Origin of the sequence: Solirubrobacter soli DSM 22325, assembly GCF_000423665.1 — a bacterium.
In the GTDB taxonomy this organism is placed as follows: Bacteria; Actinomycetota; Thermoleophilia; order Solirubrobacterales; family Solirubrobacteraceae; genus Solirubrobacter; species Solirubrobacter soli.
Map to the genome: position 1 here is coordinate 155861 of NZ_KE384069.1, position 11099 is coordinate 166959.

General features: G+C 69.2%; 12 protein-coding genes. 11 read left to right on the plus strand and 1 reads right to left on the minus strand.

The genetic code is table 11. The features are described from left to right. Positions 1 to 10 precede the first annotated feature (10 nt). On the plus strand, positions 11 to 418 hold the full coding sequence (gene ndk, locus G569_RS0130315; protein WP_028066195.1) for a nucleoside-diphosphate kinase: 408 nt from the start codon (positions 11 to 13) through the stop codon (positions 416 to 418). A 41-nt stretch (positions 419 to 459) separates the two neighbouring features. Then, positions 460 to 1032, plus strand: a complete 573-nt coding sequence (locus G569_RS0130320; protein ID WP_028066196.1) for a Maf family protein — start codon at positions 460 to 462, stop codon at positions 1030 to 1032. On the opposite strand, the gene G569_RS52865 is transcribed toward G569_RS0130320, so the two are convergent. After that, a complete protein-coding gene (locus G569_RS52865; RefSeq protein WP_053227193.1) occupies positions 1022 to 1480 on the minus strand; it encodes a cupin domain-containing protein in 459 nt (152 codons plus the stop codon). The genes G569_RS0130320 and G569_RS52865 overlap by 11 nt on opposite strands. A gap of 66 nt (positions 1481 to 1546) precedes the next feature. Between G569_RS52865 and G569_RS59305 the strand changes: the two genes are divergently transcribed. The 9 genes from G569_RS59305 (at position 1547) to rpmA (ending at position 11071) form a co-directional block, all read left to right on the plus strand. Continuing rightward, the gene (locus tag G569_RS59305) at positions 1547 to 2068 is read left to right on the plus strand and encodes a PadR family transcriptional regulator (protein WP_084285802.1); all 522 of its coding nucleotides are present in this window, start codon (positions 1547 to 1549) and stop codon (positions 2066 to 2068) included. Between the two features lie 96 nt (positions 2069 to 2164). Next, positions 2165 to 3217, plus strand: a complete 1053-nt coding sequence (locus tag G569_RS0130335; RefSeq protein ID WP_028066197.1) for a rod shape-determining protein — start codon at positions 2165 to 2167, stop codon at positions 3215 to 3217. A 9-nt stretch (positions 3218 to 3226) separates the two neighbouring features. Beyond that, a complete protein-coding gene (gene mreC / locus G569_RS0130340; RefSeq protein ID WP_084285803.1) occupies positions 3227 to 4096 on the plus strand; it encodes a rod shape-determining protein MreC in 870 nt (289 codons plus the stop codon). Next, on the plus strand, positions 4093 to 4659 hold the full coding sequence (mreD, locus tag G569_RS0130345; protein ID WP_028066199.1) for a rod shape-determining protein MreD: 567 nt from the start codon (positions 4093 to 4095) through the stop codon (positions 4657 to 4659). Before mreC ends, mreD begins: the two co-directional genes overlap by 4 nt. A 3-nt stretch (positions 4660 to 4662) precedes the next feature. Next, positions 4663 to 6831, plus strand: coding sequence for a penicillin-binding transpeptidase domain-containing protein (locus G569_RS0130350; RefSeq protein WP_084285804.1), 2169 nt, complete (start codon positions 4663 to 4665; stop codon positions 6829 to 6831). Between the two features lie 44 nt (positions 6832 to 6875). Beyond that, entirely contained in the window at positions 6876 to 8027 is a 1152-nt protein-coding gene (gene rodA / locus G569_RS0130355) for a rod shape-determining protein RodA (RefSeq protein ID WP_306765293.1), read from the plus strand. 33 nt (positions 8028 to 8060) lie between these two features. Continuing rightward, positions 8061 to 10472 carry an Rne/Rng family ribonuclease gene (locus G569_RS52875; RefSeq protein ID WP_245602616.1) on the plus strand — a complete coding sequence of 804 codons (2412 nt, stop codon included), beginning with the start codon at positions 8061 to 8063 and terminating at the stop codon, positions 10470 to 10472. A gap of 15 nt (positions 10473 to 10487) precedes the next feature. Beyond that, the gene (gene rplU / locus G569_RS0130365) at positions 10488 to 10799 is read left to right on the plus strand and encodes a 50S ribosomal protein L21 (protein ID WP_028066202.1); all 312 of its coding nucleotides are present in this window, start codon (positions 10488 to 10490) and stop codon (positions 10797 to 10799) included. A gap of 11 nt (positions 10800 to 10810) precedes the next feature. Beyond that, the gene (gene rpmA, locus G569_RS0130370; protein ID WP_028066203.1) at positions 10811 to 11071 is read left to right on the plus strand and encodes a 50S ribosomal protein L27; all 261 of its coding nucleotides are present in this window, start codon (positions 10811 to 10813) and stop codon (positions 11069 to 11071) included. The last annotated feature ends 28 nt before the right edge of the window (positions 11072 to 11099 follow it).

The window sequence follows — 11099 nt, forward strand, 5'->3', positions numbered from 1 at the left end:
ACTGCTCGCCATGGAAAAGACACTGATCCTGGTCAAGCCGGACGCGTTCGCGCGCGGCCTGTCGGGTGAGATCATCGCGCGCTTCGAGCGCAAGGGCTTGAAGATCATCGCCGCCAAGCACATGACGGTGAGCGAGGACCTGGCCAAGCAGCACTACGCCGAGCACGTCGAGCGCCCGTTCTTCGGCGAGCTCGTCTCCTTCATCACCTCCGGCCCGATCATCGCGCTCGTCTTCGAGGGCGAGGACGCGATCAAGGCCGCCCGCCAGGTGATCGGCGCGACCAACCCGCTCGAGGCGACGACCGGCTCGATCCGCGGCGACTTCGCCATCGCCGTCGGCACCAACATGGTCCACGGCTCCGACTCGCCCGAGTCGGGCATCCGCGAGGCCGGGCTGTTCTTCCCCGAGCTGGGATAGCAAGGCAAGCAGCCCCGCCGCCCCACCCCGATCATCCGACCTTGGCACTCGTCCTTGCGAGCAGCTCGCCACAAAGGCGGGCGATCCTTGCCCAGGTCGGCATCCCGTTCGAGGTCGTCGTCTCGGGCGTCGACGAGGTCGAGCACGGCGACCCGGTCGCCGTGGCCGAGGAGAACGCGCGCCGCAAGGCGCTCGCGGTCGCCGGTGAGGCCGCACGCGACGGCGCGCGGCGGCTCGTGCTCGGCGCGGACACGCTCGTCGCCGTCGACGGGGACATCCTCGGCAAGCCGGCCGACGCGGACCAGGCGCGCGAGTACGTCGCGCGCCTGGCCGGTCGCACCCACGAGGTCGTCGGCGCGATCGCCGTCGTCCGTGACGGCGCCCTCGCCCACGTGACCTCCGAGATCACCCAGGTCCACTTCCGCGAGGCGGGCCCCGAGTTGCTCGACTGGTACGTCGCCACGGGCGAGTGGGAGGGCCGAGCGGGCGGCTACGCCATCCAAGGCGCCGGCGCCGTCCTCGTCGCGGGGATCGAGGGCGACTACCTCAACGTCGTCGGCCTGCCGCTCCAGCGCCTGATCGACCTCGTGCCCGAGCTGCTGCCTACGCGGTAGCGACGAGCTCCGACGGCAGCATGCCGGGCGGGCCAAGCAACGTGATGCCGTGGGCGGCGGCGATGCGGCCGAGGCGCTCGGCGTCGGGCGGGCCATCCAACACGGGCAGCTCGGGGCGCAGGGCCGGGGAGCCGACCTCGCGCACGAAGGCCGCGAACTCGCCCGGGAGCGAGGTGACGAGCGCGACGGCGCCGTCATCGCCGGCGCGGTACGTGTGCGGGACTCCGTGCGGCGCGAGCGCGTACTCGCCGGGGACGAGCCGCACCGGCGGCTCGTCGCCCACCCACAGCGTGAGCGAGCCGCTCAACACGTAGAAGCCCTCGTCCTCGAGCTCGTGGACGTGCAGGGGCGGCATGTCGCCGGCGGGGTGGTGCATGCGGATGAGCGAGAAGTCCTCGCGATCCTCCAGCACCTCGGCCAAGTTCGCGATGAACCAGATCTGTTCCATTTCAGAAGCGCTCCTGGGGAGGAAGGTAAACTCTGATACGGAGCTTTATACCTCTGAAACGGAGCTATGTCAAAACTCACGCCCTTCTCGTATGTCGTGCTGACCCTCGTGGGGGAGGGCGGCGCCGGCCCGCACGACCTGGTGACGATGATGCGCCAGGGCCGCGTGTACTGGCAGGCGCCCGAGAGCCAGTTCTACGCCGAGCCCAAGCGCCTCGCGGCCGCCGGCTACCTCGAGGCGACCAAGCAGCCCGGCCGCACCCACGCCCGCACGCACTACACGCTCACCGACGCCGGCCGCGCGGCGCTGAAGGCCTGGCTGGCCACGCCGACCCGCTTCCCGCGCATCCAGAACGAGGCGGTGGTGCGCGTCTTGGGCTCGGAGTACGCCGATCGGGGGGAATTGCTCAAGAGCCTTAATGCACTGCGCGAAGACCTCGACGTGCTCGAACGCGAGCGCGTGGACGCCGAGGAACGGGCGGCCGGTCTCCCTCGCCGGGCGACCGCACTTCGGCTCAACGCAAGGCTTGCGCAGCGGATCATCGACGCCCATCGCCAATGGATCGACGATGTCGAGCGCGAGCTATGACGGTCCCTTTGCAGCGATTTCGGTCCAACGGGGCTTCGGTAGACTTTCGCTGCGACTCGGCCCCTCAAACCTGAAGGCGGTCCGGTCCGATAACGCATGGGCTTCTTCTCGTACCTCACCGGCTTCGGCGGGCGTGATATGGCGGTCGATCTTGGGACCGCGAACACGCTCGTCTATGTGCGTGGCCGCGGCATCGTGCTCTCGGAGCCGAGCGTCGTCGCGATCGACAGCCGCACCGGCGAGGTCCACGCGGTCGGCATCGAGGCCAAGCGCATGCTCGGCCGCACCCCCGGGACGATCAGCGCCATCCGGCCGCTGAAGGACGGCGTGATCGCCGACTTCGACGTGACCGAGGAGATGCTGCGCCACTTCATCCAGAAGGTGCACCAGAACCGCTGGGCGCACCCGCGGGTCGTGGTCTGCGTCCCGTCCGGGGTCACCGGGGTCGAGAAGCGCGCGGTGGAAGAGGCCTGTCTGAGCGCGGGCGCGCGCCAGGCCTACCTGATCGAGGAGCCGATGGCGGCCGCGATCGGCGCCGGCCTGCCGGTCGGCGAGCCCACCGGCAACATGGTGGTCGACATCGGCGGCGGCACGTCGGAGGTCGCCGTGATCTCCCTCGGCGGCATCGTCGTCAGCCAGAGCATCCGCGTCGGTGGCGACGAGCTCGACGAGTCGATCATCAATTACGTCAAGAAGGAGTACAAGCTCCTGATCGGCCAGCAGACGGCCGAGGAAGTCAAGCTCGAGATCGGCTCGGCATACCCGCTCGAGGAGGAGGTCCAGGCTGAGATCCGCGGCCGCGACCTCGTCTCCGGGTTGCCGAAGACGGTGGTCCTCACCTCCGAGGAGGTGCGCGCGGCGCTCGAAGAGCCGCTCGTGCAGATCATCGACTCGATCAAGGAGACACTCGACCGCACGCCCCCTGAGCTCGCGTCCGACATCATGGACCGCGGGATCATGCTGGCCGGCGGCGGCAGCCTGCTGCAAGGCTTGGACGAGCGTCTCCGCGAAGAGACCCAGATGCCGGCGCACCGCGCCGAGTCTCCGTTGACGTGCGTCGCGGTGGGGAGCGGACGAAGCCTCGAGGAGTTCGAGGCGATCCATAAGTCCAACCGCTCCAACAACCGCAACCGACGCCCACGTCGCTAGCTTGGACGCATGCACGACAGAGCGGTTAGACGCCGTCGCGCAGTGCTGGTCGTGCTCGTCGCGGCCTCGCTGATCCTCCTCACCGCCTATTTCGGGGAAGGCCAGAACGGCAGCCTCCATTCCGCGCAGCGCGGAGCGCTCGGCGCCTTGAGCCCGATCCAGGAGGGCGCGAGCCGCGTGCTCAAGCCGTTCCGCGACCTGTTCGGCTGGTTCGGGGACACGATCGACGCCAAGGGTCAGCGCGACAAGGCGATCGCGCAGCGCGACGCCTACCGCAACGAGCTGGCCGCGACCCGCAACGCGCTCCGCGAGGCGCAGCAGCAGGGGGCGATCAACACGATCGACACGACGGGCGGGATGAACCGCTACGGCCCCGTCGACGCCCGTGTCTACCTGCATTCGCCGTCGAGCTGGTACCAGAGCCTGCAGATCAACAAGGGCACCAGCGACGGCATCAAGGAAGGCGACCCGGTCATCAACGGCGCCGGCCTCGTCGGCAAGGTCGAGACCGCCTGGGGCGGGGGCGCGGTCGTGACGCTGATCACCGACCCGGAGTTCGCCACCGGCGGCATCACGAGCGTCTCGCAGGAGCCCGGCAGCGTCGTGCCCGCCGTCGGCGCGCCCGGCGACCTGCTGTTCAAGTTCGTCGACAACGCGACCAAGGTGAAGAAGGGCGAGCTCGTCTATACCGCGGGGACGATCTCCAGCCGGCTCGAGTCGCGCTACCCGCCGTCGATCCCGATCGGCAGCGTGGACCGGATCGAGATCGGCGACGGCGAGCTCGACCGCCGCATCCACATCAAGCCCGCCGCCGACCTCAAGCGCGTGGACAAGGTTCAGGTGCTGACCGAACCGCACGCCGACCTGGACGCGAAGTGACGATCACCAGCGCATCCGTCATCCGCCTGGCCCTGCTCGGCCTGATCGGCGGCCTGATCCAGCTCAGCGTCGTCTCGCAGGTGACGATCTTCGGCGTTCCGGCGGACCTGACGCCGCTGATGGTCGCCGCGTGCGGGTTCATCGCCGGCTCGATGACCGGCGCCGTGTTCGGCTTCTGCCTGGGCCTGTTCATCGACGTCTCGCTCTACCAGACGCTCGGCGTCAGCTCGCTCGTGTTCACCGCCGTCGGCTACGGCACCGGCCGGGTCCGTGAGCTGCGCGACCCCGCCCACGGGCTCGCCCCGGTCGCGGTCGGCGCCGCGGCGACGTTCATCTCCGCGATCGGCTTCACGCTGCTGCAGTTCCTGCTCGGCGTCCAGGCGCCCGTCTCGCTGCTGCTGTTGCGCGAGATCCTGCTGACCGTCGTGCTCAATACGCTGCTTGCGCTGCCCGTGTACGCGATCATGCGCCGAGCGCTGCTGCCCTTCCTGCCCGAGGACCCGCGCCGTCGCCGGCGCCGGGCCTACACGACCGGCGGGCTGAGCCCGATCTCCCGCGCCTAGCCAGTGCCACAACGAGTCGAAGAACGCGTCCGCCCGATCACGCCCCAGCTGGCGTGGCGTGTCGCCGTGCTCGGCGGCATCGCGTTCGTGCTGTTCGGGATCGTCTTCTTCCGCCTCTGGTACCTGCAGGTGCTGACGGGGCAGGAAGCGGTCACCCAGGCGCGCGACAACCGCGTCCGCAAGGTCCGCATCGAGGCGCCGCGCGGCGACATCGTCGACCGCAACAACGTCAAGCTCGTCCGCACCAAGGCGGCGGCGGTCGTCCAGATGGTCCCGAGCCAGCTCCCGGACAGCGTGCGCGAGGACGCCGACTCCTACCGCAAGAACCTCGTCGCGGCCGAGACCGACCGCCTCAAGGCACAGGACAGCTACGACGCCTTCCGGCGCCAGCTCAAGGACGACGGCAAGAAGGACTCCAAGTCCGAGAAGCGCGAGCTGGCCTCGCTCAAGAAGCAGGCCAAGACCGCCCGCCCCGTCCCCGTGCCGACCGTGCGGCCGACCGAGACCGACCTGATCGCGCTCTACAAGCGCATGGGGCACGTGCTGCAGATCTCGCCGGCGACGATCCACAAGCGCGTGATCCGCGGCATCGCCGACGCGCCGTACTCCAACGTCACGATCCGCACCGACGTGCCGCGCGCGCAGTTCAACTACATGCGCGAGTACGCGGAGGAGTTCAAGGGCGTCGTCGTCGAGGAGCGCTACCTGCGCCGCTATCCGGAGAAGGAGCTCGCGTCGCAGATCTTCGGGCGCGTGTTCGAGATCGGGCCCGAGCAGCTCAAGCAGAAGGAGTACGCGGGCGTCGCCCAGGGCACGCGGATCGGCCAGAGCGGGCTCGAGAAGCGCTACGACAAGTACCTGCGCGGCACCGACGGCTACCAGCGCGTCGTCGTCGACGCGCTCGGGCGCCGCGACGACCAGAAGCTCTCGTCCGTGCGCGAGCCCAAGCAGGGCCAGCGGCTGAAGCTGACGCTCGACTACAACCTGCAGAAGGCCGGCGACGACGCGCTCGAGCGCGCGATCCAGGCCTCGCACTTCGGCGCCCGCGCCGGCGCGTACGTGGCGATGGACCCGCGCGACGGCTCGATCCTCGCGATGGGCTCCAAGCCCGGCTTCGACGCGACGGTGTTCGCGCGCCCGTTCACCGAGAAGATCTGGGACTCGCTGACCTCCAAGGCGACGGGCGAGCCGCTGCTGAACCGCGCGACCGACTCCGCCTATCCGATCGGCTCGACGTTCAAGCCGATCACCGCGCTGGCCGCGCTCGACGCGGGCCTGATCGGCCGCACGACCAAGGTCGTCGACGACGGCCACTACGAGCTCGGCCCGCAGAAGTACCAGAACGCCAAGGGCGCGAGCTTCGGCTCGATCGACATGTCCGACGCCCTGAAGGTCTCCTCGGACGTCTTCTTCTATCGCCTCGGCGAGCAGGCCAACAGCAAGAACCGGGCGATCCAGCGCTGGGCGTCCAAGCTCGGCTTCGGCCACACCACCGGCATCGACACCGGCGGCGAGGCCGCCGGCCTGGTGCCGGACAGCCAATGGCGCAACACGGCGTTCGCCAAGTACAAGGCGTGCGCCGACAAGAACCACCTCCAGTACCAGACCGTCGACGCGCTGTACAAGTGCGGCGGGGTCGAGCGCAGCTGGACCACGGGCGACAACGTGAACCTGGCCGTCGGCCAGGGTGACCTGCAGGCGACGCCGCTGCAGGTCGCGGTCGCCTACTCCGCGCTCGCCAACGGCGGGACGATCGTCCGGCCGCACCTCGGCCAGGCGATCGAGGACGGCAACGGCGTGCCGATCCAGGAGCTCTCGGCCAAGCCCAAGCGCAAGATCAAGATCGACCCGGCCGATCGCGCCGTCGTCCTCGACGGCCTCCATCGCGCCGCCACCGAGGAGAACGGCACCTCCGCCGACGTCTTCAAGGGCTGGCCGAAGGAGTACAAGATCTACGGCAAGACCGGCACCGTCGAGCGCCCGCCGAACCCGGATCAGTCCTGGTATGCGTGCTTCGTCAAGGACGGCGACAAGCCGATCGTGGTCGTCGTGACCGTCGAACGCGGAGGATTCGGTGCGGAAACTGCGGCACCCGCGGCGCGCCTGATCCTCTCGCAGTGGTTCGATGTGAAGGACACCGAGTTCAAAGCCGGCTCGGACCAGAGCAATTGAGCGCCACGTCCAAGATCCAACCGGCCTCCGAGCCGCCGCCCCCGCTGGTTCCGCGGGAATGGCGCCTGCGCCTGGACCCGCTCCTGCTCCTGGCCTCGCTCGGCCTGGTCGCGTGTTCGCTGATCGTGCTCAAGGGCGCGACCAAGGACGACATCGCGACCGATCCGACCTACTTCGTCAAGCGCCAGGGGATCTACGCCGTCATCGGCCTGATCCTGATGTACGGCGTCTCGCGGTTGGACTACTCGCGGCTGCGCGAGTTGCGGTATCCGATCTACGCGGTGCTGAACATCTCGCTGGTCGGCGTGCTCGCGCTGGCCGCTGCGACGCGCGGCGCCAAATCGTGGATCCCCCTGCCGGGCTTCAATCTGCAGCCCTCGGAGATCGGCAAGGTGCTGCTCGTCGTATCGCTCTCAGGGTTCCTCGTCGAGCGGATGCGCGAGATGGGGCGCCAGACCACGGCCCGCATCATGCTGCTCGGCCTGGCCCCGACGATGCTCGTCATGGCCGAGCCCGACCTCGGGTCGGCCTCGGTGTACGTGTTCGGCATCGTTGCGATCCTCTTCGTGGCGGGGGCGCCGTGGCGCCACTTCGTCGCGCTGTTCACGCTGTTTGCGGTGAGCCTGACGTTCGTGCTCGTGGCCGCGCCGAAGCTCGGCGTGGAGGTCCTCAAGCCGTACCAGGTGTCGCGACTCACCGCCTTTTTGCATCCGTCCGCGGACCCGAGCGACGCCGGCTATCAGCAACAGCAGGCGAAGATCGCGATCGGGGCGGGGGAGAAGACGGGCCGGGGCGTCGAGAACGCCACGCAGACCGGCCTGGACTTCCTGCCCGAACACCAGACGGACTTCGTCTATGCGGTGGTCGGCGAGACCTACGGATTCGCCGGCTGCGCGCTGGTCCTATCGCTGTACGCGCTGTTGATCTGGCGCGCGCTTCACATCCTGACGATCGCGAAGAACCTCTTCGGAGCGCTGATCGCCGGCGGCATCGCCGTGATGCTGCTGTTCCAGCTTTTCGTGAGCATCGGGATGAATGTGGGGATCATGCCCATCACAGGCGTGACGGCCCCACTGCTGAGTTTCGGCGGCTCGTCGATGCTCACCACTTTCATCGCCCTCGGCCTATTGCACTCCATCAACGCGCATGCGCGCGACACGGCGGACCGCAAGGGCAGGGGGAACGTATTCCAATGAGGTTGTCCTTTGAGAAAACAAGTTCTCGTCACGGTGGACCGCGGAGAGACGCGCGTCGCCATGCTGGAGGCGTCCGGTGATCCGGCCGCCCCGTCCAAATCCCGCCCGCGCTCACGTGGCCGCGGCCGGCGCAACGAAGTCCCCGCCGGCTACCGCGTAGCGGAGATCTACTTCGAGCGCCGCGGCGGACGCTCGATCGTCGGCAACATCTACAAGGGCCGAGTCGACAACGTGCTCGCCGGCCTCGAGGCCGCCTTCGTCGACATCGGGCTCGACAAGAACGGCTTCCTGCACGTCGACGAGATCGTGCTGCCGGGCGTCGAGCAGGCCAAGCGCGGCCGCGGCAACGGGCCCCGCATCACCGACCTGCTCAAGCCAGGGCAGGAGATCGTCGTCCAGGTCGTCAAGGATCCGTTGAAGACCAAGGGCGCGCGCCTGAGCATGGAGCTCACGATCGCCGGCCGCTACATGGTCTACGCGCCCACCGGCGAGGGCGTCGGCGTCTCGCGGCGCCTGGAGGACAAGGAGCGTGACCGGCTCCGCAAGGAGGCCAAGCAGCTCGATCTGGGCGGCGGCGGCGCGATCATCCGTACGGCAGCCCACGGCGCCACGCGTGCGGATTTCGAGCGCGAGCTGCAGTACCTGTTCAAGCTCAACGAGGTCCTCGAGAAGCGTGTGCGCGAGACCACCGCGCCCGCGCTCGTCTTCCAGGAGGCGGATCTCTCGGTCCGCGTCGTACGCGACATCTTCTCCGAGCACTTCGAGCGGGCGATCGTCGACGACGAGGGCCAGTACCACCGGCTCGTGTCGTTCTTCACCCGCACCGCGCCCGAGCTCGTCGACCGCGTCGAGCTCTACGAGGGCGAGGACCCGCTGTTCGAGGCCTACGGCGTCGACCCGGTGATCAACGGCATGCTCGAGCGGCGGGTGGACCTGCCGTCGGGCGGCTACCTGGTGATCGACTACGCCGAGGCGCTGACGGTCATCGACGTCAACACGGGCTCCTTCACCGGCAAGGGCAAGTCCGCCCGCCTCGAGGACACGATCACCAAGACGAACCTCGAGGCCGCCGAGGAGGCCGTGCGCCAGCTGCGCCTGCGCGACATCGGCGGCATCATCGTCATCGACTTCATCGACATGGCCCGCTCGCGCAACCGCGACGCGGTGCTCAAGGTGCTGCGCAAGGCGCTCGACGAGGACCGAACGAAGACGTTCGTGGTCGAGATCTCGCCGCTCGGCCTGGTCGAGATGACGCGCCAGAACGTCACCGACGGCGTGCGCGAGATCATGACCAAGCCGTGCCCGGTGTGCTCGGGCGAGGGCGTGGTCAAGTCCGAGGAGACGATCGCGATCGAGTTCGCGCGCCACCTGCGCCACATGGTGCGCGAGGAGGGCGACCGCGCCCCCGAGGCCTACCTGCTGCGGATCAACCCGAAGGTCACGGCCTGGTTCATCGCCGACGGCGCGCGCGAGCTGCACGCGCTCGAGGAAGAGACGGGCAAGTTCTTCCACTTCGAAGGCTCCGACGGCCTGCCGCTGGACCACTTCGCGGTGACGATGGAGGGCACGCGGACCGAGATCGAAGAGCACGCGGTCCCGTTCCGCGCGGGCGAGGAGGTCCACGTGACCCTCGTCGAGCCGCACATGTACAACGACGACGACGCGGTGGCCAAGGTCGACGGCTACCTGATCGACGTCGTCAACGGCATCGCCTTCGTGGGCGAGAAGAAGCTCGTCCGGATCGAGGAGGCGGGCCGCACGATCGCCCGCGCGGTGCTGGTCGGCGCAGACGCCGACGCGGCCGAGGAGGCGGCGAAGGAACGGGCCGCCGCGCGCGAGAAGGCGCGCGCCGGCGCCCGCCGGACCGCGGCCAAGAAGACCGCCGCCAGGCGCCGCGAGGCCACCGAGACGCTGGCCGACGAGACGCCCCTGGCGGCCAGCACCGCGCCGGGCGTCGTCGAGGAGGCCGACGGCTCGCCGCGCAAGCGCCCGCGCCGCCGGCGGCGCTCCGAAGACCCGGATGCCGCCGAGGTCGTGGCCGCCGCGCCCGTCGTCGTCGAGGAGGACGAGCCGGCGCCCAAGCCCAAGGGCCGCGTCCGCAAGCGCCCCGCCGCGGTCGAGGATGAGACGCCCGAGGCCGAGGCCGAGCCCACGCCGAAGCCGAAGGGCCGCGCGCGCAAGCGCCCCGCGGCCGCCGAGGCGCCGGTCGAGGCCGCTGAGGCCGCCGTCGAGGAGGAGACGCCGGCGCCCAAGCCCGCCCGCAAGCGGCGCGCCAAGCCCGCCCCTGAGCCCGAGCCCGAAGCGGTCGAAGAGGACCTCGAGGGAGACGACGAGGAGGAAGACGGCGACGACGCGCTATCCTCTCGCCCCCGGCGCCGTGGCCGTAGAGGTGGACGGCGCCGTTCGCGCGCGAAGGCTCAGGCCGACGCTGAGATTTCCGACTAGGCCTCTCTTTCGAACATGTCCTACGCAGTCATCAAGACCGGCGGAAAGCAGTATTCCGTCACCGAGGGCCAGACCCTCCTCATCGAGCGTCTGCCCGACGACGTCGGCGCGACCGTGGATCTCCAGCCGTTGCTGCTGGCCGGCGACGGCGATGCCGTCTTCGAGGGGGACAAGCTCTCGTCCGCGGCCGTCAAGGCGGAGATCGTCGAGCACGTGCGCGGCCCCAAGCTCCGTGTCTTCAAGTTCAAGCCCAAGCGCGGCTACAAGCGCCGGACGGGTCACCGTCAGGAACTGACGCGGATCAAGATCACTTCCATCAAGGGCTAGGGCGAAGACTCATGGCACATAAGAAGGGCCTCGGCTCCTCCCGCAACGGCCGCGACTCCAACGCCAAGCGCCTCGGCGTGAAGGTCTTCGCCGGGCAGACCGTGACCGGCGGCGAGATCATCGTGCGCCAGCGCGGCACCAAGTTCAAGCCGGGCAACGGCGTCGGCATCGGCAAGGACGACACGATCTACGCGGCGTCCCCGGGCATCGTGGACTTCAAGGAAGGCCGCAAGGGCCGAGTGATCTCGGTTCTACCGGCCGCCGCCGAGTAAACGAGGCAGGGCAGCCCCTCCGCCCCAC